The following is a 20,778-nucleotide window of genomic DNA, read 5'->3' as shown; positions in this document are numbered from 1 at the left end:
CTGGCTCAGGCGGCGCGCGAGAGCTTCACGCCGGCGCCGTTCATGCCCGCTCGGGCGGCCGAAAGCGAGCCGTCGAGGTCGATGGCACGGCAGAGATCCTCGCGCACGGTTACAGCGAAATCGAGTTTCGCCGCATCCAGAGCCGAGTAGGTCACGCAGAAATCCGTGGCGAGGCCGACGAGCGTCAGCCGCTCGACTCCCCGCGTCCGCAGGTAGCCCTCGAGCCCGGTGGGCGTGCGGCGGTCGTTCTCGAAAAAGGCCGAGTAGCTGTCGATCGCCGGGTTGTAGCCCTTGCGGATGATAAGATCGGCGCGGTCGGTGTTCAGCGCCGGGTGAAACGCCGCGCCAGGGCTGCCGATGACGCAATGGTCGGGCCAGAGCACCTGCGCGCCATAAGGCATCTCGGTCAGGTCATAGGGCGCCTTGCCCGGGTGGGCGCTGGCAAAGGACGAATGCCCGGCCGGGTGCCAGTCCTGGGTCAGCACCACCGCGTCGGCCTCGTCCATCAGCGCGTTGATCGGGGCGACGATCTCGTCGCCGCCGGGCACGGCTAGCGCCCCGCCGGGGCAAAAATCGGTCTGGACGTCGATGACGATGAGCGCGTGCATGTCTCTGGGCCTCCGGGCATTTTCCAAAGGCTTACGCGCCGCGCCGCGCGCGCGTCAATGCTGCGGCAATCCGGTCGCTTGCCCGACTCGACCCTTGAGCGTAAATGCGCCCGCATGTTCACAGTCTGCGCCCTCTACCACTTCACCCGCTTCGACGATCCCGCTGTCCTGCGCGGACCGCTTCTGGACCTGTGCCTCGCCAATTCGGTCACCGGCACGCTGTTGCTGGCCGGCGAGGGGATCAACGGCACCATCGCCGGCCCGCGCGCCGGGGTCGATGCGGTGCTCGCGCATATCCGCGCGCTGCCCGGCTGCGCCGATCTGGAATGGAAGGTCTCCGAGGCCGCCGAGCGCCCCTTCGCCCGCATGAAGGTGCGGCTGAAGAAGGAAATCGTCACCATGGGTCAGCCCGGTGTCGATCCGCGCGCCAACGTCGGCCATTACGTGGCGCCGGCCGACTGGAACGATCTGATCCGCTCGCCCGACGTGGCGGTGATCGATACGCGCAACGACTACGAGATCGCCATCGGCACTTTCGAGGGGGCGGTCGATCCGCAGACCGCCACGTTCCGCGAGTTCCCCGAGTGGTGGGCGCAGAACAAAGACCGCTTCCACAACAAGCGCATCGCTATGTTCTGTACCGGCGGGATCCGCTGCGAGAAGTCGACGAATTACCTGCTGAGCCAGGGCGTTGAGGAGGTCTACCACCTCAAGGGCGGTATCCTGAAATACCTCGAGGAGGTGCCCGAGGAGGACAGCAGCTGGCAGGGCAGCTGCTTCGTCTTCGACGGCCGCGTCTCGGTCGAGCACGGGCTGCGTGAAGGCCCGCACGAGCTCTGCCATGCCTGCCGCCGGCCGATCCTGCCCGAGGACCGGGCCCGTCCCGAGTACGAAGAGGGCGTCTCGTGCCACCAGTGCGTTGCCGAGACCTCGGACGAGGACAAGGCGCGCTTCCGCGAGCGGCAGAAGCAGATCGCCCTCGCCAAGGCGCGCGGTGAGCGCCACCTGCACGCAGATACGCCGGGCGAAGGGCTGTAATCTGCTCCGCCTTGCCGGCCTCCCAATTAGTCCCGCGGTGCCTGTCCGCGGGATTTTCTTTTGGGGCCGCCGGGGTGGCGCGGGGTGTGCGTCATTCTCTCGGTAGCCAGATCGCGCGGACCGCGCGCCGGGTGTCTTCAGAAATAGCTTCGCACCAAGGCGCCCGAGAGCAGCGACCAGCCGTCGGCGATGACGAAGAAGGCGAGCTTGAAGGGGAGTGAGACGATGGCCGGGGGGACCATCATCATGCCCATCGACATCAGCACCGCCGCCACCACAAGGTCGATGATCAGGAAGGGCAGGAAGATCAGGAAGCCCACCTGGAAGGCGCGGGCGATCTCCGAAAGCATGAAGCTCGGCACCAGCAGCGACAGCGGGGCGTCGGGTGCGAGCGACGTGCCCGACGTTTCCGGTCGCAGCTCGGCCATGGTCTCGAAGGTCGCCGGATCGCAGCGCGCCGCCATGAAGCCGCGGAACGGAATGAGCGTGCGCTCGGTCGCCTCGGCCAGTTCGATGCGCTCGTCGAGCAACGGCTCGATTCCCTGCTCCCATGCGGTGGTGAAGGTGGGCTCCATGACGAAAAATGTGAGAAACAGCGCGAGGCTGACGATCAGCATGTTCGGCGGCGACTGCTGCAGCCCCAGGGCCTGACGCAGGATCGCCAGTACGGTGACGATGAAGGGAAAACAGGTCACCATCACCGCGATTCCGGGCGCCAGGCTGAGCAGGGTGACCAGCGCGATCAGTTGCAGGCTGACCGCGGCGACAGAGCCACCCGCGCCGAAATCGACCGAGACCTGCTGCGCCGCCGCGGCGCCCGGCAGCAGGTTGAGCAACGCCAGACCCGCGCCTAGACCCGCTCTCCCAAGGCGGTGCGCGGCGAGACGGCAGACGTGGCGGCGGCTGGACATGGTCAGCCCGGGCTCTGGATGTCCATCACCTCGAGCAGACGCACTGCGAGCTGCGCGGTTTCGCCCTCCCCGGTGACCTCCAGCGCGCCGGTGCCAATCAGCTTGTCGCCAACGTAGAGCTCGACCGGGTCCTCGAGCCGGCGATCGAGGGTCAGCACCGAGCCTTCGCCAAGCTTCAGAAGCTCGCGTACAAGCGGGCGGGCACGCCCGACCGAAACGGTGATCTCGATCGGCACAGAGGTGAAGGCGGTGCTGCGCGCGCCACCCCCGGCGGGGCTGCCATCTTCGGCTCTCTCATCCATGTGCTGCACTCCTCCGGGTGTCATGGGCGAATCCCTCGACCGCACGGGTCACTTCCTCGAGAAGGCCGGTCATGTCGATCTGTCGCTCGGTCTCGCCGAAGCGCAGGTCGGCCTGCCCTTCGGCCAAGGTCTCGTCCTCCTCGAGCCGCAGCGGAAAGCCGAAATCCTGGTCAAGTAGCGGGGCGACCCGTGCCGAGGTGCCCGGGGCCACGGCGATCAGCACCTCGCGCCGCGCGATCTCCTGCGCCATGGTGCTCAGCTGTTCGCGCAGGTGCAGCCCGAGGGTCTCGTGAAGCAGCCGGGGCAGCAACGCCCGTAGCATTTCCTCGAGCAGCGGTGTCACCGCGTCGAGCATCTGCCGGTAGGCCTCGTTGTAGGTGAAGGAGAGATCCTGGAGATTCTGCGAAAAATCGCTGGCGATCCGGCCGGATTCCTCGGATTGCGCCTTGATCGCGTCGTCCCAGCCTGCGCGGTAGCCGGAATCGAAGGCCTCCAGTTTCAGCGCGTCGACCTGCTCCGTGCCCGATTCGGCCGCCGTCACCTCGGGCCTCGGGGGGCGGCGCGAGAAATCTTCGAGAAAATTGCGCAGGTCGCTCACTTCGCCTCTTCCTTCTCATCGAGCCAGCTGCGCAGGATCTCTACCGTTTCGGTCTTGCGCTCTTCGATGAGGGCGCGCAGGCGGTCCACAGGATCCTCCTCGGCGGGAGAATCGAAATCGACCATGCCGAGCCCGCCGAAATCGGGTCCGCTGCCCAGCGAGGTGAGCGGGGCGAAGCCGTCGTCCTCCTCGATTTCGCCGCTCAGCGCTTCAGGTGCGGAGCCCGCGCCGGGAAGCGCAAGCGGCGCGGCAGTGCCCTTCCCGGCGAGAATCGGGCGCACCACGAAGAGCCCGAGGATGAGCGCGACGCTGGCGAGCACGCCGAGCTGGATCAACGTCATCGGGTCGAGCGGCATGGAGACCCAGCTCGGCTCTATGGGGCCGGTCCCCAGGCCCTCGGGTCGCTCGAAAGGCAAGGACCGCAGGGTGATCTCGTCGCCACGCGCCTCGTCGAAGCCGACGGCGGAGGCGACCAGATCGCGCAGCGCCGCGAGCTCCGCGTCGGGCAGGGGCACGAAGGTCTGCGCGCCGTCGGCCGCGGTCTCGAACCGGCCATTGACCAGCACCGCGACGGTCAAGCGGCGCACCGCGCCGGGCACGCGGGTGATCTCGCGGAGAGTTTCAGATACCTCGTAGTTCACCCGTTCGCGCGTCTCGCTGCTCTGGCTCGAGGAGGACTGGTTGCCTCCGGCCTCCCCGTCCGGAAGGTTCGAGGCGACGGTTACATTCGGGCTGCCGCTGTTCTGGTCGCTGTTGCTCTCTTCTTCGGTGTCGGTCGAGATCGCGACGCGGCCTTCGGGGTCGAAGCGCCGTTCTCGGATCGACTCGCTCTCGGTCACCGTGTCGACGCTGACCTCGACCACGGCGTTCCCGGTGCCGACCCGCGCCTCCATCAGGCGCTGCACCCGGTCGCGCAGCGCCAGCGCACGGTCTTCGGCGCTGCGGCCGCTGCCGGGCTCGTCTTCGCTGCCGATGAGACCGGCGAGGCTGTCGATCACCGCCACCTCCTCGGGCACGAGCCCGGGAACGGCCGAGGCGACGAGATATTTCAGCGCGCGCGCCTGTGCCGGGGTGATCGCCGGCCCAGCGACGGTGACCGAGATCGAGGCGGAGGGCGTGACCTCCCGCTGGAAGGGATTCGCGCTGGAATTCGCGATGTGTACACGGGCTGCGGCGATGAGCGGGCTGGCGACGATGGTGCGCGCCAGTTCCCCCTCCTTGGCGCGCCAGTAGGCGGCATCGAACATCTGCGAGGTGGTGCCGAACCCGGACAGGGTATCAAGCAGCTCGTAGCCTTGGGTGCTGTTCGCCGGCAGCCCCTCGCTGGCGAGGGTCATACGCAGCGCATCGCGCTGCGCGTCGGGTACGAAGATCGCGCCGCCGCGCACCTCGAAGGTAATGCCGCGCGATTCCAGCGCTTCGACCACCTCGCCAGCGGCGCCGTTCTCGAGCCCGGCGTAGAGCAGCGACATGGGCGGCGCACTGGCAACGCGGGCAAGCCCGAAAACCGCCAGTATCATCGCCAGCGCGGCCCCGAGGGCCACGGCGCGGCGGCGCGGGGTGAGCGTGTTCCAGACTGTCGCGAGCTGCTGCAAGTGGTCCTCCGTCTCGGCTCCGGCCGGAGGGCCGGGATGCCCCGGAGGCCAGCCCCGGGGAACGTCAGATGAATGCATGTTTGGCCGATCCGACTTAATAATCGGTTAGCCTCTGTGCGCCTATAAGCGGCCTGCCAGACACGAGGTGCCCCATGACCGACGCCACCGCCGACGCGGCCGGCGAGGATGACCCGCCGCCGAAGAAAGCAACGAAACTTCCGCTTCTGATCGGGCTTCTGCTTGCTCTGCTCGGGGCTGGTGGCGGCTTCTACGCGGCTTTCTCGGGGATGCTTCCGTTTGGTGGCGCTGCTGCGATCGGCGGGGCCGAGCGCCATGGGGAGGAGGCGGAAACGGGGCATGGGGGGACGGAGGCGAAGGGCGACGGACGGGGCGAGGCCGCCGGGGCCACCGCATTTATCGCGTTGCCGCAGATCGTCGCCTCGCTTGGGCCGGTGACCTCCTTGCACCACCTGCGCTTCACCGCGCAGCTCGAGGTGGCACCGGATCAGCGCGCCGCGGTCGAAGCGCTCATGCCGCGGATCCTCGACGTGCTGAACACCTATCTGCGCGCGCTCGAGTCGGGCGACGTTGAGGCGCAGGGCGCGCTCATCCGTCTGCGTGCCCAGATGCTGCGCCGCATCCAGATGGTCGCCGGAGACGAGAGGGTCCGCGATCTGCTGGTGACAGAATTTGTGCTGAATTGAGAGGGCCTCATGGAGATGATTGCCGATATCCTGCTGGCGGCCGGGGCGTTTGGCGCCGGATTCTACTGTTTTGTCCTGTCGCGGCGGCTCACCCGTTTCACCGACCTGGAGAAGGGCGTCGGCGGGGCGGTGGCGGTGCTTTCGGCGCAGGTCGATGATCTCACCCGGACGCTGGAGGCGGCGCAGCAGGCGGCGGGAAAATCCGGCGAGACCCTGAGTGACCTGACCGAACGGGGTGAGCAGGTGGCGCATCGGCTGGAGCTGCTGATCGCCTCGATGCATGACCTCCCGGAGGTGGCCGGAAGTTCGGGCGGGGCTGCGGGTGACGCTGCCTCGGGCAGGGTCAAATCCCCTGAGCCGGAGGCTGACTCGGGCTTCGCAGAGCCGGTGTTCCTGCGCCACTCGCGCAGCGGCGCCGCGTGACGATGGCCGCCGTCTTTCGCAAGTTGATCCCTGGTCGCGGGCGCGGTGCCCTGGGGATCATCAGCGCCTTGATGATCGTGTCGGCCATCTTGCGGCTTGGTGCCGGTGCGGCGCAGGCGCTGGACAACCTGCCGCAGGACGGGGCGGCGGAGCAGGACGTCATGGCTGGCAGGGGGGACATGTCAGGGCCGGCAGCCGGGTCCGACCCAATTGGGACCTGTATGGGCGAGGAAGACCTCGCCCCGGCGCTTGCGGCGCTTCGGGCGCGCGAAGCCGATGTTGCACAGCGCGAGACCGACCTGCGCAGCCGGCAGCAGGCGCTGCAGCTGGCCGAAAGCACCATCGATCAGAAGCTGGCCGCGATGGAAGAAACCGAGCAGCGCCTGCGCGCCACCCTGGCCATGGCAGAGACCGCTGCCGAGGATGACGTCGCCCAGCTCACGCAGGTCTATGCCAACATGAAGCCGCGCGAAGCGGCGGCGGTTTTTTCGCAGATGGAGCCTGACTTCGCCGCCGGGTTCCTCGGGCGGATGCGCCCGGATGCCGCGGCCGCGATTCTTTCCGGAATGGACCCGCAGGCTGCCTATACGATCAGTGTCATGCTGGCAGGACGAAACGCCAACGCGCCGAAGAACTAGCCGCGGCGCGCGGGGTCTTGGCGCTCAGCGCCCTTCCGGAGAGCGCAGTGTAAAGGCCTCGATCTTCGCGGCGGGCAGCGCACCGGATTGCCGCGCGGCCTCGCGCCCCTTGCCGAAAGCGATGAGCGTGGGGATGCCGCGGATGCCGAATTGCGCCGCGGCCTTCTGGTGCTGCTCGGTGTTCAACTTGACCAACCGGGCCTTGCCCTTCAGCGCGGTGGCGGCCTTGGAGAATTCCGGCGCCATCATCCGGCAGGGGCCGCACCAGGGCGCCCAGAAGTCCACCACCAGCGGCGCTTCGTCGGTGCGGATCGCCTTGGCCAGCGTATCGGCGTCGATCTCGTGCGCCTTTCCGTCCATCAGCGCGGCGCCGCAGGTGCCGCATTTGGGGCCGGCGTCGAGACGCTCTTGCGGAACCCGGTTGGTCTGACCACACTCAAGGCAGACAAGCTTGACCATTTCTCGATCTCCATACATTCATTTCAACTGATATGTGTTCTCCGCGCAATTGTGACAATCCCCCTGACCGTTTCCCATTGATTTTATGCGCAGCGGAAACAGAATCCTTATGCCTTACGACCAAACTGGAGAGGTGCCCATGATCACCCGTCGCAAATTCGTCGCCACGGCCAGCGCAGGGGCGCTTCTGGCCGCCGCAGGTCCGACGTCCGCCTTCGCGCTCGATCCGAAATTCGCGCCGCAGCCCGTCCGCATGCGCAGCGACATGCAGCCGGGGCAGATTCTGATCATGCCGCGCGCCCATTTCCTTTATTTCATCACCGCGCCAGGCGAGGCGCTGCGCTACGGCGTCGGCGTGGGCAAGGCGGGGCTGGAGTTCACCGGCGAGGCGGTCATCCAGGTCAAGAAGGAATGGCCGACATGGCGCCCGACCAACGAGATGATCGAGCGCGAGCCACAGACTTACGCCAAGTTCAAGGACAACGATTATGTAGAGCCCGGCGGCCCCGGCAACCCGCTGGGCGCGCGCGCGCTCTACCTGTTCCAGAACGGGCGCGATACGTTCTTCCGCATCCATGGCACGACGCAGCCCGGCACCATCGGCCGCTCGGTGTCGAACGGCTGCATCCGGATGATCAACGAGCACGTCATCGATCTCTACCAGCGGGTTCCCGTCGGCACGAAGGTGACGGTGATTTGAGCGCTCGCCACGCGGCAGCGCGTGGCCCGAAACAGGAGGCGGTCCCGGCAGGGACCGTCACCCAAAGAATAGTCAGATGCACTTTTAGCATATTGATTTGAACGGAAATTTTCGCGGTTTGACGCGCGGGATGCCATATTCAGGCCCGAATCCGCCAGCAAGATCAGACCATAATCAGCGGCCCGGACGTCCGGGACCCCTGCAATCAAAAGAATTCGAAGGGTAAGTCTATGGCGATTGTGGCTCTCTTGGCCGGCAGCACCCTGGGTGCCTTCTGCGGCCTTTTTGCATGGTTGTTCCTTGATACCTCTGCGCTGAGCGCATTGGGTCTCTACTTCTCTGTCAGCCTCGTTTCGGGGCTGCTTCCGATCCTCTGTGCGTCTCTGCGCGGCGGAGACGCCGGGTCTGACGAGGCGGTGATCGTCCGCTCTTGAGCCGCGCGCTTGCATGACGCCGTTGCGCGTGACCCGCGCGCGCTGCCTTCACCGGTAGGGCCTGCGACGGCCGCAAGACAACTACCGAAAGACACGGGTGTCCGGCTGCCGGGCTATCTGTCCTCGGCTTCGGCGATCAGCGCCTCGACGCTCGGGCCAAGCGCCGCAACCACCCGTTTCACCCCTTCGGCATTTGGATGAATGCCATCTGGCTGCATCACCGCGCCAAGGTTCGCCGGCGCCGCGCCGCCTTCGCGCAACCCGGAAAAGAAATCCGCGTAGAACAGCGCGTCATAGGTTTCGGCCAGCTCGGGGTAGATCGAATCGAACTGCGCCTTGTACTCTGGTCCGAAGTTGCCGGGCGCCGTCATCCCCACCAGCAGCACCGGCAGATCGCGGGCCTGCGCCTCCTTGAGGATGCCATCGAGGTTGCTGCGCGAGGTGGCCGGATCGATCCCGCGCATCATGTCGTTGCCGCCCAGCATCACGATCATCGCGTCGATTTCGGGGGTGAGCGACCAGGCGACCCGCGATAGCCCACCCGCCGTGGTGTCGCCGGACACGCCGCCGTTGACCACCGTCACCTCGTGGCCCCGCGCCTGCAGCCAGCTCTGAAGCTGCGGCACCAGCCCGTCGGACGCCGGCAGCCCGTAACCCTGAGTCAGGCTGTCGCCCAAGGCCAGGATCTCCATCGCCGAGGCGGGCAGGGGGGCGAGCAGAAAGGCAAGGCAGGCCGCAGCCTTGCTGAGCGGGGCAAAGCCCCCATATGTCAGTGAACGTGCCATTTTCCCGAAAGGCCCTTTCGATGCCCGATCCCGTGATTGCCCTGCATGATGTCACCCTCAGCCTCAGGGGCAATGCCGGACCGGTCGAAATCCTTCACGGAATCTCGATGGAGGTCGCACGGGGCGAGACATTGGGGCTGATCGGGCCGTCCGGCTCGGGGAAAAGCTCGCTGCTGATGATCATGGGAGGTCTGGAAAGCGCGACGACGGGGCGGGTGTCGGTGTTGGGACAGGAATTCACCGGCATGGACGAAGACCGCATGGCGCGGTTTCGGCGCGACCACATGGGCGTGGTGTTCCAATCGTTCAACCTCATCCCGACGATGACCGCGCTGGAGAATGTCGCGACCCCGCTCGAGCTGGCCGGACACAAGGATGCCTTTGCCCGGGCCGAGGCCGAGCTGGAGCGGGTCAACCTTGGGCATCGCGCCGGGCATTACCCCTCGCAGATGTCGGGGGGCGAGCAGCAGCGCGTGGCGCTGGCCCGCGCCTCGGCGCCAAGGCCGCAGATCCTCCTGGCGGATGAGCCGACCGGCAATCTCGACGGCAGCACCGGGCAGGCGATCATGGACCTGCTCTTCGGGCTGCGCGACGATCACGGTGCGACGCTGGTGCTGGTCACCCACTCCAACCGGCTGGCCGAGCGCTGCGACCGCGTGGTGCGGCTCACCGACGGCCGGATCGACCCCGCGGCCGCGCGCGCCCGGGCCGCCGAATGAGGGCGGCGCGATGAGTCTGGCCACCGCTGCCCGTTTCGCCCGCCGCGAGCTGCGCGGCGGCGTGCATGGCTTCCGCATCTTCATCGCCTGCCTCGCACTCGGTGTCGCCGCCATCGCCGGGGTCGGCTCGGTGCGCACCGCCATCGAGGCGGGGCTCGCCGATCAGGGCGCGGTGCTGCTTGGCGGCGATGCGCAGGCCGAGTTCACCTATCGCTTCGCCAGCGACGAGGAGCTGAGCTGGCTCGAGGGCATCTCGACCGACATCTCGGTCGTCACCGATTTCCGGTCCATGGCCACGGTCACACGGGATGGCGAGACCGAGAGGGGCCTGACGCAGGTCAAATCCGTGGACGACGCCTACCCGCTTCTGGGCGAGATGGTGCTCGACCCGCCGATGCCGCTCTCGCAGGCGCTGGACGGAGGCGCGCTGCCGGGGGCCGTCATGGCGCCGGTGCTGGCGGACCGGCTGGGGCTTGCGCCGGGCGACAGTTTCAAGCTGGGCACGCAGGCCTTCACCCTCTCGGCGGTGATCCTGCGAGAGCCCGATGACGCGGGGGACGGCTTCGGGCTCGGCCCGCGCACGCTGGTGCGCACGGGCGATCTGGAGGGAAGCGGACTCCTCGCCCCTGGCTCGCTCTACGAAAGCCAATACCGGCTGCGGCTGCCGCCCGGCAGCGATCTCGAGGCGCTGAAGACCGAGGCGGCGGAGCGCTACCGCGAAGGTGGCATCCGCTGGCGCGACTCGCGCAACGGGGCGCCGGGCATCGCGCGCTTTGTCGAGCGGCTCGGGCGCTTCCTCGTGCTGGTCGGCCTGTCGGGGCTGGCGGTTGGCGGTATCGGCGTATCGGCGGCGGTGCGCGCCTATCTCGCGCGCAAGACCTCGGTGATCGCGACGCTGCGCACGTTGGGGGCCTCGCGCAACACCATATTCCTCACTTACTTCCTGCAGATCGGGGCGCTGTCGCTGGTGGGCATCGCGCTGGGGCTGGTCCTCGGGGCCGGGATCCCGCTGCTCTTCGGCCCGCTCATCGCCAGCGCGCTGCCGGTGCCGGTGCTCTTCACCATCTACCCGGGCCCGCTGGCCGAGGCCGCGCTCTACGGCGTGCTGACAGCGCTGCTCTTCACCCTCTGGCCGCTGGCCCGGACCGAGGAGGTGCGCGCCGCAACGCTCTTTCGCGACGCGCTCGACAGCGCCCGGGGGCTGCCCGCACCGCGCTACGTGATCGCCACGCTGGTACTGCTGGCTCTGCTGGTCGGCGCCGCGACGCTCTTCTCGGGGGACCGCAAGATCACCCTCTGGACGGCGGCCGGCCTGATGGCGGCACTGGTCATCCTGGCGCTTGCCGCCGGTAGCATCCGCTGGTTGGCGCATCGCGCCGCACCGCTGTCCCGCGGCCGCCCGGCGCTGCGGTGGGCGCTCTCGGCCATCGGCGGCCCGCGCGAGACAGCTGCCTCGGTGGTGCTTTCGCTGGGGCTCGGGCTGACGGTGCTGGCCGCCATTGGCCAGATCGACGGCAACCTGCGCGCCTCGATATCGCGCGACCTGCCCGCGGTCGCACCTTCGTACTTCTTCGTCGACATCCAGCCCGATCAGATCGACGGCTTCACGGAGCGGCTCGCGGACGACCCCGCCGTCAGCCGCGTTGACACGGCGCCGATGCTGCGCGGGGTGCTCACCCAGATCAACGGGCGGGACGCGCGCGAGGTGGCGGGTGGCCACTGGGTCGTGCGTGGAGACCGGGGCCTTACCTACGCCGCACAGCCGGACGAGCGCACCAAGGTGACGGCGGGCGCATGGTGGCCCGAGGATTACGCCGGCCCGCCGCAGGTGAGCTTCGCCGCCGAGGAGGCCGAGGAGATTGGCCTCAAGCTCGGCGACCAGATCACCCTCAACATCCTCGGCCGCGACATCACCGCCACGATCACCAGCTTCCGCGAGGTGGATTTCTCGACCGCCGGGATCGGCTTTGTGATGTCACTCAACCCCTCGGCGGTGGCCGGCGCGCCGCACACCTGGATCTCGACGGTCTACGCCGAGCCGCAGGCAGAGGCGGCAATTCTGCGCGACCTGGCAGATGCCTATCCCAATATCACCGCGATCCGGGTGCGCGACGCCATCGACCGGGTCTCGGAGCTGCTCGAAGGCGTGGCGGGGGCGATCCGCTGGGGCGCGGCGGCGACGCTGCTGACCGGCTTCCTGGTGCTCATCGGCGCGGCCTCGGCCGGCGAGGCGGCGCGCAGCTACGAGGCGGCCGTGCTGAAGACGCTCGGCGCCTCACGCGCGCGCATTCTGCAGAGCTTCGCCTTGCGCTCGGCGCTGCTCGGGGCGGCGGCGGGCGGTGTCGCATTGGTCGCCGGTATTCTCGGAGGCTGGGCGGTGAGTCATTTCCTGATGGAGACCGAGTTCAGCATCATGTGGGGCTCGGCCATCGCGATCATCCTCGGTGGCGCGCTGGCGACATTGCTGGCCGGCCTCGCCTTCGCCTGGCGGCCGCTGTCGGCAAGACCTGCGCGGGTTCTGCGCGCGCGCGAGTAAGCGGCTTGAACCTCGGGGCAGGGGCTGGCAGGTCAGTGCCGACCCCTGGCTGAAACGAACGGACTTGCCCCATGACCGATTCCCTGCCTATGCCGATCTCGGCCCCGATCACCCCGGCGCAAAGGACCAGCATCCTCAACCTGCTGCGCCGCGCAGCGCGGGCCGAGATCCTGCCGCGCTTCCGGGCGCTCGACCCGTCGGAAATCTCGGAAAAGACCGGTCGGCAGGATCTGGTGACCGCCGCCGACAAGGGTGCCGAGGCGATGATCGCGCGAGGCCTGCAGCGCATGTATCCGCACGCGCTCATCGTCGGCGAGGAGGCCGTGGCCGAGCACCCCGAGATCCGCGACCGCATCGGCGATGCGGAGCTGGCCTTCACCATCGACCCGGTGGATGGCACCTGGAACTACGCGCATGGGTTGGCGACCTTCGGGATCATCCTCTCGGCGACACGCTTCGGCGTGCCGGTTTTCGGGATGATCTACGATCCGATCATGGACGACGTGGTGATCGCCGAGACCGGAGGCCCGGCGGAGATGTTCCTGCCCAAGCGCCGCCTGACGCGCCGCCTTGGCGTTTCGCCGGGCGGGCAGCTGTCGGACCTTCAGGGCTTCATTCCCTTCTACCTGATGCCCGAGGACAAGCGGCCCGAGGTCGGCGCCGTGCTGCCGCTCTTCGAGCGCAGCCATACGCTGCGCTGCTCGGCGCATGAGTTCCGCCTTTTCGCGCAAGGTTCGGTGGATTTCCACTTTTCGGCCCGGCTCACCCCTTGGGACCACGCCGCGGGCGCGCTGATCGCGCGGTGCGCGGGCGGTCATGTGGCGATGCTGGACGGCTCCGAGTACAACGCCAAGCTGCGCGACGGGGTCCTGCTCTGTGCCTCCAACAAGGAGACCTGGGAGCGCATCCGCGACGCCTTCGCCTTCCTGCTCGAGGCGCCCTCCGCAAGCTGAGGCCGCGCGGCGACACAAGAAAGGGCGGGACCGAGGTCCCGCCCTTTTGCGTTGCAGCCTTCGGCTTGGCTCCGGTGCGAAAACCCCCCGCTGCGCGCGGGGGTCGTGACGTGCGCCGCAATCGGTCCGGGCCCGATGGACCGCGCCCCTCGCTTTTTCCGGCTTACTCTGCTGCCTCGGCGTAGTCGCTCATCGGCGGGCAAGTGCAGGTCAGGTTGCGGTCGCCCCAGGCGTTGTCGACCCGGTTGACCGGCGGCCAGTACTTGTCCACCCGGAAGGCGCCCGGCGGGAAACAGCCCTGTTCGCGGCTGTAGGGCCGGTCCCAGTCGCGCACGAGGTCTTCCATGGTGTGCGGCGCGTGTTTCAGCGGGTTGTTCTCGGGATCGGCCTTACCCTCTTCCACCGCACGGATCTCCTCGCGGATCGCCAGCATGGCGTCGCAGAAACGGTCGAGCTCGGCCTTGGTCTCCGACTCCGTCGGCTCGATCATAAGTGTGCCCGCGACCGGGAAGCTCATGGTCGGTGCGTGGAAGCCGCAGTCGATGAGCCGCTTGGCCACATCGTCCACGGTGATGCCGCAGCTGTCGGCGAAGGGGCGGATGTCGATGATGCACTCATGCGCCACGCGGCCCTCGTGGCCGGTGTAGAGCACCTCGTACGCCCCCGCGAGGCGGGTCGCGATGTAGTTGGCATTGAGGATCGCCACGCGCGTCGCCTGCGTCAGCCCCTCGCCGCCCATCATCTGGATATAGCCCCAGGAGATCGGCAGCAGCGAGGGCGAGCCGTAGGGCGCGGCCGAGACCGGCCCGGCGATGCCATCCTCGAGCGGGTGCGCAGGAAGGTGCGGCACCAGGTGCTCCTTGACGCCGATCGGCCCCATGCCGGGTCCGCCGCCGCCATGCGGGATGCAGAAGGTCTTGTGCAGGTTCAGATGGCTGACGTCGCCGCCCAGATCGCCGGGGCGCGACAGGCCCACCATGGCGTTCATGTTGGCGCCGTCGATGTAGACCTGCCCGCCATGCTCATGGGTGATCGCGCAGACGTCGCGCACCGTCTCCTCGAAGACACCGTGGGTCGAGGGATAGGTGATCATGCAGGCCGCCAGCGTATCAGAGTACTGCTCGGCCTTGGCGCGGAAGTCCGCGAGGTCGATCGAGCCCTTCTCGTCGCATTTGACCGGCACCACCTTCCAGCCGACCATCTGCGCCGAGGCGGGGTTGGTCCCATGGGCGTTGACCGGGATCAGGCAGACATTGCGCTGGCCCTCGCCGCGCTCGCGCTGCCACGAGGCGATGGTGAGCAGCCCGGCATATTCGCCCTGCGCGCCGGAGTTCGGCTGCATCGTGAAGGCGTCATAGCCGGTGACCTTGCAGAGCTTGTCCGACAGATCGTCGATCATCTGCTTGTAGCCGAGCGCCTGATCCTGCGGCACATAGGGGTGCAGACCGGCGAACTCGGGCCAGCTCACCGGCATCATCTCGGCGGCGGCATTGAGCTTCATGGTGCACGATCCGAGCGGGATCATCGCCCGGTCGAGCGCCAGGTCGCGGTCCGCGAGGCGGCGCATGTAGCGCATCATCTCGGTCTCGGCCCGGTTCATGTGGAAGACCTCGTGGGTGAGGTAGCTGCTCGTGCGGATCGACGCCTCGGGCAGACGGTAGCGCGGGGCGAAATCCTCGTCCTTGCGCAGCAGGCCGAAGGCGCGCCAGACCGCCTCGATGGTGGCCGGGCGGGTGGTCTCGTCAAGCGTGATGCCGACGCGGGTCTCGCCGACCTTGCGCAGGTTGACGCCCTCCTTGACGGCGGCGCGCAGCACGCCCTGCTGCAGCAGGCCGACATCCACGGTGATCGTGTCAAAGAAGGTTTCGGGCTCGACCTTGAAGCCGGCCTCTTCCAGACCGCGCGCCAGCCGCTCGGTCTTGCGGTGGATGCGCTGCGCGATGGCCTTCAGACCCTCGGGGCCGTGGAACACCGCATAGAAGCCCGCCATCACCGCCAGCAGCGCCTGCGCGGTGCAGACGTTCGAGGTGGCCTTCTCACGGCGGATGTGCTGCTCGCGGGTCTGCAGGGCAAGCCGGTAGGCGCGGTTGCCGTGGCTGTCGATCGAGACGCCGACGATGCGCCCGGGCATGGAGCGTTTGTAGGCATCGCGGGTGGCCATGTAGGCGGCGTGCGGGCCGCCGTAGCCGAGCGGCACGCCGAAGCGCTGCGTGGAGCCCACGGCAATATCGGCGCCCATCGCGCCGGGCTCTTTCAGCAGGCAGAGCGCCATAGGATCGGCGGCAACGATGCCGATCGCCTTGGCTGCGTGCAGCGCCTCCATCTCGGCGGAGAGGTCACGGACGTGGCCGTGGGTGCCGGGGTACTGGAAGATCGCGCCGAAAACCTTTTCGGCCTCGAGAGCGTCCGGGCTGGCGACGATGATCTCGATGCCGAGCGGCGCGGCGCGGGTCTTCATTACCGCGATGTTCTGCGGGTGGCAGTTCTCGTCGACGAAGAAGGCGGTGGCCTTCGACTTCGCCACGCGCTGCGCCATGGTCATCGCTTCGGCGCAGGCGGTGGCCTCGTCGAGCAAGGATGCGTTGGCGATCTCGAGCCCGGTCAGATCCGAGACCATGGTCTGGTAGTTCAGCAGCGCCTCGAGGCGGCCTTGGCTGATCTCGGGCTGGTAGGGTGTGTAGGCGGTGTACCAGGCGGGGTTCTCGAAGATGTTGCGCTGGATCGCCGGCGGGGTGACGGTGCCGTGGTAGCCTTGGCCGATCAGCGAGGTCAGAACCTTGTTCTTCGATGCGACCTCGCGCATGTGCCAGAGCATCTCGCGCTCGGACATGGGCTTGCCAAGCTCCAGCGCCTCGGCCTGGCGGATGCCGGCGGGGACGGTCTGCTTGATCAGCGCGTCGAGGTCCTTGACCCCAAGCACCTCGAACATCTGCGCCATCTCCTTGGGCGACGGCCCGATGTGGCGACGGTTGGCGAAATCATACGGCAGGTAGTCTGTGGGCGTGAAGGCCATGAGGTTCTGTCCCAAAACAGCAGATTCAGCAGGGCTTGGGGGCAAGGTAAGGCCCTGCCCCTTTCATCTTTCTTCAAATGTGCTCCGCCCCTGCGGCACCGCCGCGCGGCGCGGCGGGGCAGGGCACGGGGACATCAGCCGATGAACTTCTTGTAGGCGGCTTCGTCCATGTAGTCGTCGAGCGCCGAGAGGTCCTCGATCTTCATCTTGAAGAACCAGGCCTCGCCCTCGGGGTCGTCGTTGACCTTCGACGGCTCGTCAGCGAGCGGGCTGTTCACCTCGACGATCTCGCCGTCGAGCGGGGCGAGAATGTCGGAGGCGGCCTTGACCGACTCGATCACCACCACCTCGTCGTCCTTGCTGACCGTGGTGCCCTCTTCCGGCAGTTCCACGAAGACGACGTCCCCGAGTTGCTCGGCGGCGTGGGTGGTGATGCCGACGACGACCAGATCGCCCTCGACGCGGAGCCATTCGTGCTCTTCGGTAAATTTCATCGTGCTGTCCCTGTCTGTGTCAGCGTTTGTAGGTCTGGGTGACGAAGGGCATCTCAGCCACTTCGACGGCGAGGCGCTTGCCGCGGACCTCGCCGAAAAGCTGGGTGCCTTGGGCGGCGTGGTCAATATCGACATAGCCCATGGCGATCGGAGCGCCGGTGGTCGGCCCGAATCCGCCCGAGGTGACGCGGCCGATCGGGGCGCCGCCCTCTTCTTGTGCAAAGATCTCCACGCCTTCGCGCATCGGGGCCCGCCCCTCGGGGCGCAGACCAACGCGGGCGCGGCGGGCGCCGCCGTCGAACTCGGCGAGGATCTTCTCGGCACCGGGGAAGCCGCCCTCGCGGGCTCCGCCGCTGCGACGGATCTTCTGGATTGCCCATGTCAGCGCCGCCTCGACGGGGGTGGTGGTGCTGTCGATGTCGTGGCCATAGAGGCAGAGGCCGGCTTCCAGCCGCAGCGAGTCGCGCGCGCCAAGGCCGATGGGCTCCACATCCTCATGCGCCAGCAGGGCGCGGGCAAGCTCGACCGCCTTGTCCTCGGGCACCGAGATCTCGAAGCCGTCCTCGCCGGTGTAGCCCGAGCGCGAGATCCAGCAGTCGGCACCGACAAGCACGACCGTCGCCACATCCATGAAGCGCATCTCGCGCACCGCGGGGTTGAGCGTGGCCAGAGCCTCCTCGGCCGCCGGACCCTGCAGCGCCAGCAGCGCGCGGTCGCCGAGCAGCCGGGGCGTCACGCCCTTGGGCTCGAGCCCGGCGCGCATATGGGCCATGTCCTGGGTCTTGCAGGCGGCGTTGACCACGACGAAGAGGTGATCGCCACGGTTGGCGATCATCAGGTCGTCCGCGATGCCGCCCGCGTCATTGGTGAAGAAGCCATAGCGCTGACGGTTCTCGGCCAGCCCGGCGATGTTCACCGGCACCAGCGATTCCAGCGCCAGCGCGATGCTCTCCACGCTCTCGCCGGACAGGATGACCTGCCCCATGTGGCTGACGTCGAACAGCCCGGCCTTCTCGCGCGTGTGAAGATGTTCCTTGAGCACCCCGAGCTTGTACTGCACCGGCATCTCGTAACCGGCAAAGGGCACCATCTTGGCGCCCAGCTCGACGTGCAAATCGTGTAAAGGCGTGCGTTTCAGCTCGTCCATGCGCTCCCCGATCCTCTCGGCCCGGAATGGCGCAGAGCCCCCGGACATTCCCCGCACGGATCCCGCCCGTGCCCGAAATGCCCCCTCTGTCCTTTCGCCTGAGATCGTTATCCCTTCGGCGGGCGCTTCGCGCGCCTCTCTCCAGAGTTTTCAACTGCCGCGAAGGTCCTGTGGCCTGAGAGTTTCCGGGGCGGTTGCTCCTTCGGCACCGGCAAGCCGGTTCTCCCATCGCGCTGGGCCGGAAACTATTATACTTGCGCAGCCGCCGCAAGCGTGGCCGTGCCGCGCGGGATCGAGCAGGCCCTGCCCGGCACGAGGATGTCGATCAACGGGGCGTTGTCGCAGACAAGCGCGTCAAGCGTGATCGGATCGAGCGTGGCGTAGAAGGCATTCGCCGCCTCGGACAGCGCGAGACGCAGCCGACAGGCCTCGGTAAGCGGGCAGGTGTTGTCGGCATCGGCGAAGCATTCGGCCAGCGGCACCGGGGATTCGAGCGTCCGGAACACTTCGCCAATCTGAATCTGGCTGGCTGGGCGCGCAAGCTCCAGCCCGCCGTTCCGGCCGCGGTGTGTGCTGAGATACCCGAGCTGTGCCAATTGGTTGATGACCTGTGCCAGATGGTTTTCAGAGGCATTGCAGCATCTGGCGATCTCGGATTTGGTGACCAGACGCCCGCTGTTTGCCGCGCAGTGCATCAGGACACGGATCGCGATATTCGTTCTCTTCGTCACACGCACGGGAAATATCCTCGCTTTGAATGATTGGCGGGTTAAGTACAGGGTTCGGGCAAAGGTTGAATTGACACATATCAATTGGGTCTGAGAAAAAGCGCGGAATGAGCACATCTTATTTCTTCGGGTATGGGTCTCTCGTCAATCGCCGCACGCATGGGTTCGACCCGGCGCACCGGGCCACGGCCTCGGGCTGGCGCAGGGTCTGGGCGCAGGTGCCGGGACGGCCAGTGTCGCTGTTGACTGTGGTGCGCGATCCCTCCTGCGAGATCGAGGGTCTGATCGCCCCCGTCGATGACGCGGGCTGGGCCGCGCTTGACCTGCGCGAGGCCTGTTACGACCGGACCGATGCATTGCAGGATGTGCGCCACCCCGCCGAACGGGTGGAGGAACTGGCGATTTACGTCGTTCCCGAGCGCGACCGCCTGCCCCCCGATGCCGCGCACCCGGTCCTGCTGAGCTACCTCGACGTGGTGCTGCAGGGCTATCTCGGTGAGTTCGGTGCGGCGGGCGCCGAGCGCTTCCTTGCCACCACCGCCAATTGGGAAGCGCCTATCCTCAATGACCGCGCCGCGCCGCAATACCCGCGGGCGCAAAGCCTGACGGACGATGAGCGCGCCTTTGTCGATGCGGCGCTCTCGGGGCTCGGCGCGCGGGTGCTCGCCAGATGACCCCACGCTGGCTGCTGCTGCTTTACCGTATTTCGAAGCGGCTCGGGGTGAGGGTGCTGCTCGGAGCTGTTTTGGCTTTGCTGGCAGTGGCGGTGGCGCCGCTTTTCCAGTCGCTGATACCGGACTGGATGAAGGACCGTTTCGGCGCGGACGCGGTGACGCCGATCCTGTCGATCCTTGCCACGACAATGCTGACTGTCACCACCTTCTCGCTCTCGGTCATGGTGCAGGCCTTCCAGTCGGCGGCGAGCCAGGCGACACCGCGCGCCTACCGGCTGCATCTGCAGGACACCACCGCGCAGACCGCGCTGGCCGCCTTCACCGGCACCTTTCTTTTCTCTCTGACCGCGCTCGTGCTGTTCAACGCCGGGCTCTATTCGGAAGAATCGGCGGTGGTGATCTTCTTCCTGACCATTGCCTGCATCGTCGCCGTGATCCTCGCCATGCTGCGCTGGATCGGCCACCTGAGCGTCATGGGCAGCATGGACCACACGCTCGAGCGGGTCGTGGAAAGCGCGCTGCCCCCGCTGGAGCGGGCGATGGCGCGCCCTTCGCTGGGCGCCGCCCGTCCCGAGCATGCGCTGCCGTCGGACGCAATCGAGGTGCCGGCGAAAGCCGCCGGCTACGTGCAATACATCAACCTCGAGGCGCTGGAGGAGAAGCTGGCGGCCTCCGAAGCAATGTTCCGGGTGATCGCCCATCCGGGAGCCCATCTGGTGCCAGGCATGCCGCTGGGACTGGTCGCGGGCGGCCATGTGGCCCCCGAGGAGATCGCCGAGTGTTTCACTGTCGGCGCGGCGCGTACCATGGAGCAGGACGCGCGCTACGGGGTGATGGTGATGAACGAGATCGCCATCCGCGCCCTCTCGCCCGCGGTGAACGATCCGGGCACGGCGATCGACGTGGTCCAGCGGCTGGAGCGAATGCTGATGAAGCTTGGCCGCCCGGAGCACGCGCCGCCGGACTTTCCGCACGTGCAGATGGCGCCGCTCAATCCCGCGCACCTGCTGGAGGACGGCTTCTACCCGCTGATCCGCGACGGCGCGGCGCGGCCCGAGGTGATCGCCAGCGTACTCGCGGCGATGAAGGTGCTGGGCCGCGCGGAGTGGCCCGCGCTGGCCGTGGCGGCCGAGATCACCCGCGACTACACCTTTGCCCATGCCGAGGCGGCGCTGACAGTCGAGGCGGACCGGCGCTGGCTGGAGGCGAAGCGGCAGGAAGTCTGAGGCGGCTTCTAAGCGTGCAGCGCGAGAGGGGCGGGCTTGCGCGACGAAGCAAACATGAAAAAGGCGGGACCGGGGGTCCGCCTTTCGCATCTC

At 67.6% G+C, this 20,778-nt stretch carries 22 protein-coding genes and 1 riboswitch; of the genes, 11 read left to right on the top strand and 11 right to left on the bottom strand.

The window, feature by feature from the left end; all coding sequences use genetic code 11:
- Positions 1-5: 5 nt before the first annotated feature.
- The gene (gene pncA / locus G0Q01_RS21820) at positions 6-608 is read right to left on the bottom strand and encodes a bifunctional nicotinamidase/pyrazinamidase (protein WP_164197688.1); all 603 of its coding nucleotides are present in this window, start codon (positions 606-608) and stop codon (positions 6-8) included.
- Positions 609-722: 114 nt separating this feature from the next.
- Here pncA and G0Q01_RS21815 point away from each other — a divergent pair, with 114 nt between their 5' ends.
- On the top strand, positions 723-1,646 hold the full coding sequence (locus G0Q01_RS21815) for a rhodanese-related sulfurtransferase (protein ID WP_164197687.1): 924 nt from the start codon (positions 723-725) through the stop codon (positions 1,644-1,646).
- A 137-nt stretch (positions 1,647-1,783) separates the two neighbouring features.
- Here G0Q01_RS21815 and fliP read toward each other — a convergent pair whose 3' ends face one another.
- Genes fliP through fliF form a run of 4 tightly spaced genes read right to left on the bottom strand, consistent with a single transcriptional unit; the run spans position 1,784 to position 5,052 of the window.
- Entirely contained in the window at positions 1,784-2,557 is a 774-nt protein-coding gene (fliP, locus tag G0Q01_RS21810) for a flagellar type III secretion system pore protein FliP (protein WP_164197686.1), read from the bottom strand.
- 2 nt (positions 2,558-2,559) lie between these two features.
- The gene (locus G0Q01_RS21805; RefSeq protein ID WP_108964314.1) at positions 2,560-2,859 is read right to left on the bottom strand and encodes a FliM/FliN family flagellar motor switch protein; all 300 of its coding nucleotides are present in this window, start codon (positions 2,857-2,859) and stop codon (positions 2,560-2,562) included.
- Positions 2,852-3,457 (bottom strand): ABC transporter ATP-binding protein, encoded by a 606-nt coding sequence (locus G0Q01_RS21800; RefSeq protein WP_164197685.1) that lies wholly within the window; start codon positions 3,455-3,457, stop codon positions 2,852-2,854. The genes G0Q01_RS21805 and G0Q01_RS21800 overlap by 8 nt, the downstream gene beginning before the upstream one ends.
- On the bottom strand, positions 3,454-5,052 hold the full coding sequence (gene fliF / locus G0Q01_RS21795) for a flagellar basal-body MS-ring/collar protein FliF (RefSeq protein ID WP_164213856.1): 1,599 nt from the start codon (positions 5,050-5,052) through the stop codon (positions 3,454-3,456). Before fliF ends, G0Q01_RS21800 begins: the two co-directional genes overlap by 4 nt.
- A 152-nt stretch (positions 5,053-5,204) precedes the next feature.
- Here fliF and fliL point away from each other — a divergent pair, with 152 nt between their 5' ends.
- Genes fliL through G0Q01_RS21780 form a run of 3 tightly spaced genes read left to right on the top strand, consistent with a single transcriptional unit; the run spans position 5,205 to position 6,817 of the window.
- Positions 5,205-5,756, top strand: coding sequence for a flagellar basal body-associated protein FliL (gene fliL, locus G0Q01_RS21790; protein ID WP_164197683.1), 552 nt, complete (start codon positions 5,205-5,207; stop codon positions 5,754-5,756).
- 9 nt (positions 5,757-5,765) lie between these two features.
- The gene (locus tag G0Q01_RS21785; protein WP_164197682.1) at positions 5,766-6,179 is read left to right on the top strand and encodes a hypothetical protein; all 414 of its coding nucleotides are present in this window, start codon (positions 5,766-5,768) and stop codon (positions 6,177-6,179) included.
- 2 nt (positions 6,180-6,181) lie between these two features.
- On the top strand, positions 6,182-6,817 hold the full coding sequence (locus G0Q01_RS21780; RefSeq protein ID WP_164197681.1) for a MotE family protein: 636 nt from the start codon (positions 6,182-6,184) through the stop codon (positions 6,815-6,817).
- A 24-nt stretch (positions 6,818-6,841) separates the two neighbouring features.
- On the opposite strand, the gene trxC is transcribed toward G0Q01_RS21780, so the two are convergent.
- Positions 6,842-7,276: a thioredoxin TrxC gene (gene trxC / locus G0Q01_RS21775; protein WP_164197680.1), complete on the bottom strand. Its 435-nt coding sequence runs from the start codon at positions 7,274-7,276 to the stop codon at positions 6,842-6,844.
- 139 nt (positions 7,277-7,415) lie between these two features.
- Here trxC and G0Q01_RS21770 point away from each other — a divergent pair, with 139 nt between their 5' ends.
- Together G0Q01_RS21770 and G0Q01_RS21765 are read left to right on the top strand one after the other, a co-directional pair.
- A complete protein-coding gene (locus G0Q01_RS21770) occupies positions 7,416-7,976 on the top strand; it encodes a L,D-transpeptidase (RefSeq protein ID WP_164213855.1) in 561 nt (186 codons plus the stop codon).
- A gap of 230 nt (positions 7,977-8,206) precedes the next feature.
- Complete coding sequence (locus G0Q01_RS21765; protein ID WP_108964321.1) at positions 8,207-8,410, top strand: hypothetical protein; 204 nt, start codon at positions 8,207-8,209, stop codon at positions 8,408-8,410.
- A 113-nt stretch (positions 8,411-8,523) separates the two neighbouring features.
- On the opposite strand, the gene G0Q01_RS21760 is transcribed toward G0Q01_RS21765, so the two are convergent.
- Positions 8,524-9,195: an arylesterase gene (locus G0Q01_RS21760; protein ID WP_164213854.1), complete on the bottom strand. Its 672-nt coding sequence runs from the start codon at positions 9,193-9,195 to the stop codon at positions 8,524-8,526.
- Positions 9,196-9,215: 20 nt separating this feature from the next.
- On the opposite strand from G0Q01_RS21760, the gene G0Q01_RS21755 reads away from it, so the two are divergent.
- From G0Q01_RS21755 to G0Q01_RS21745, 3 genes are all read left to right on the top strand, one after another.
- Positions 9,216-9,914 (top strand): ABC transporter ATP-binding protein, encoded by a 699-nt coding sequence (locus tag G0Q01_RS21755; RefSeq protein ID WP_108964323.1) that lies wholly within the window; start codon positions 9,216-9,218, stop codon positions 9,912-9,914.
- Between the two features lie 10 nt (positions 9,915-9,924).
- Complete coding sequence (locus G0Q01_RS21750; protein ID WP_164197678.1) at positions 9,925-12,450, top strand: ABC transporter permease; 2,526 nt, start codon at positions 9,925-9,927, stop codon at positions 12,448-12,450.
- A 71-nt stretch (positions 12,451-12,521) separates the two neighbouring features.
- The gene (locus G0Q01_RS21745) at positions 12,522-13,403 is read left to right on the top strand and encodes an inositol monophosphatase (protein WP_164197677.1); all 882 of its coding nucleotides are present in this window, start codon (positions 12,522-12,524) and stop codon (positions 13,401-13,403) included.
- Between the two features lie 163 nt (positions 13,404-13,566).
- Here the strand turns inward: G0Q01_RS21745 and gcvP are convergent, their stop codons facing one another.
- The 4 genes from gcvP to G0Q01_RS21725 form a co-directional block, all read right to left on the bottom strand.
- A complete protein-coding gene (gene gcvP, locus G0Q01_RS21740; protein ID WP_164197676.1) occupies positions 13,567-16,416 on the bottom strand; it encodes an aminomethyl-transferring glycine dehydrogenase in 2,850 nt (949 codons plus the stop codon).
- A 134-nt stretch (positions 16,417-16,550) separates the two neighbouring features.
- A complete protein-coding gene (gene gcvH / locus G0Q01_RS21735) occupies positions 16,551-16,910 on the bottom strand; it encodes a glycine cleavage system protein GcvH (RefSeq protein WP_108964326.1) in 360 nt (119 codons plus the stop codon).
- A 19-nt stretch (positions 16,911-16,929) separates the two neighbouring features.
- Positions 16,930-18,057, bottom strand: a complete 1,128-nt coding sequence (gene gcvT / locus G0Q01_RS21730) for a glycine cleavage system aminomethyltransferase GcvT (RefSeq protein ID WP_164197675.1) — start codon at positions 18,055-18,057, stop codon at positions 16,930-16,932.
- Positions 18,058-18,210: 153 nt separating this feature from the next.
- Positions 18,211-18,295: riboswitch (glycine riboswitch) on the bottom strand.
- A gap of 10 nt (positions 18,296-18,305) precedes the next feature.
- Complete coding sequence (locus tag G0Q01_RS21725; protein WP_370457330.1) at positions 18,306-18,794, bottom strand: Rrf2 family transcriptional regulator; 489 nt, start codon at positions 18,792-18,794, stop codon at positions 18,306-18,308.
- A 98-nt stretch (positions 18,795-18,892) separates the two neighbouring features.
- Here G0Q01_RS21725 and G0Q01_RS21720 point away from each other — a divergent pair, with 98 nt between their 5' ends.
- Both G0Q01_RS21720 and G0Q01_RS21715 read left to right on the top strand, forming a co-directional pair.
- Positions 18,893-19,459, top strand: coding sequence for a gamma-glutamylcyclotransferase family protein (locus G0Q01_RS21720; protein ID WP_164197673.1), 567 nt, complete (start codon positions 18,893-18,895; stop codon positions 19,457-19,459).
- Positions 19,456-20,685, top strand: a complete 1,230-nt coding sequence (locus G0Q01_RS21715) for a DUF2254 domain-containing protein (RefSeq protein WP_164213853.1) — start codon at positions 19,456-19,458, stop codon at positions 20,683-20,685. The genes G0Q01_RS21720 and G0Q01_RS21715 overlap by 4 nt, the downstream gene beginning before the upstream one ends.
- Positions 20,686-20,778 lie beyond the last annotated feature (93 nt).

It is taken from the genome of Salipiger sp. PrR007, from assembly GCF_010499845.1.
Taxonomy (GTDB): Bacteria; Pseudomonadota; Alphaproteobacteria; order Rhodobacterales; family Rhodobacteraceae; genus Salipiger; species Salipiger pacificus_A.
This window is presented reverse-complemented; position numbering and strand designations above follow the sequence as displayed.

Coding starts and splice junctions, on each gene's coding strand:
- pncA (WP_164197688.1), bottom strand. CDS start 608: ATGCACGCGCTCATCGTCATCGACGTCCAGACCGATTTTTGCCCCGGC.
- G0Q01_RS21815 (WP_164197687.1), top strand. CDS start 723: ATGTTCACAGTCTGCGCCCTCTACCACTTCACCCGCTTCGACGATCCC.
- fliP (WP_164197686.1), bottom strand. CDS start 2,557: ATGTCCAGCCGCCGCCACGTCTGCCGTCTCGCCGCGCACCGCCTTGGG.
- G0Q01_RS21805 (WP_108964314.1), bottom strand. CDS start 2,859: ATGGATGAGAGAGCCGAAGATGGCAGCCCCGCCGGGGGTGGCGCGCGC.
- fliL (WP_164197683.1), top strand. CDS start 5,205: ATGACCGACGCCACCGCCGACGCGGCCGGCGAGGATGACCCGCCGCCG.
- G0Q01_RS21785 (WP_164197682.1), top strand. CDS start 5,766: ATGGAGATGATTGCCGATATCCTGCTGGCGGCCGGGGCGTTTGGCGCC.
- G0Q01_RS21780 (WP_164197681.1), top strand. CDS start 6,182: ATGGCCGCCGTCTTTCGCAAGTTGATCCCTGGTCGCGGGCGCGGTGCC.
- trxC (WP_164197680.1), bottom strand. CDS start 7,276: ATGGTCAAGCTTGTCTGCCTTGAGTGTGGTCAGACCAACCGGGTTCCG.
- G0Q01_RS21770 (WP_164213855.1), top strand. CDS start 7,416: ATGATCACCCGTCGCAAATTCGTCGCCACGGCCAGCGCAGGGGCGCTT.
- G0Q01_RS21765 (WP_108964321.1), top strand. CDS start 8,207: ATGGCGATTGTGGCTCTCTTGGCCGGCAGCACCCTGGGTGCCTTCTGC.
- G0Q01_RS21760 (WP_164213854.1), bottom strand. CDS start 9,195: ATGGCACGTTCACTGACATATGGGGGCTTTGCCCCGCTCAGCAAGGCT.
- G0Q01_RS21755 (WP_108964323.1), top strand. CDS start 9,216: ATGCCCGATCCCGTGATTGCCCTGCATGATGTCACCCTCAGCCTCAGG.
- G0Q01_RS21750 (WP_164197678.1), top strand. CDS start 9,925: ATGAGTCTGGCCACCGCTGCCCGTTTCGCCCGCCGCGAGCTGCGCGGC.
- G0Q01_RS21745 (WP_164197677.1), top strand. CDS start 12,522: ATGACCGATTCCCTGCCTATGCCGATCTCGGCCCCGATCACCCCGGCG.
- gcvP (WP_164197676.1), bottom strand. CDS start 16,416: ATGGCCTTCACGCCCACAGACTACCTGCCGTATGATTTCGCCAACCGT.
- gcvH (WP_108964326.1), bottom strand. CDS start 16,910: ATGAAATTTACCGAAGAGCACGAATGGCTCCGCGTCGAGGGCGATCTG.
- gcvT (WP_164197675.1), bottom strand. CDS start 18,057: ATGGACGAGCTGAAACGCACGCCTTTACACGATTTGCACGTCGAGCTG.
- G0Q01_RS21720 (WP_164197673.1), top strand. CDS start 18,893: ATGAGCACATCTTATTTCTTCGGGTATGGGTCTCTCGTCAATCGCCGC.
- G0Q01_RS21715 (WP_164213853.1), top strand. CDS start 19,456: ATGACCCCACGCTGGCTGCTGCTGCTTTACCGTATTTCGAAGCGGCTC.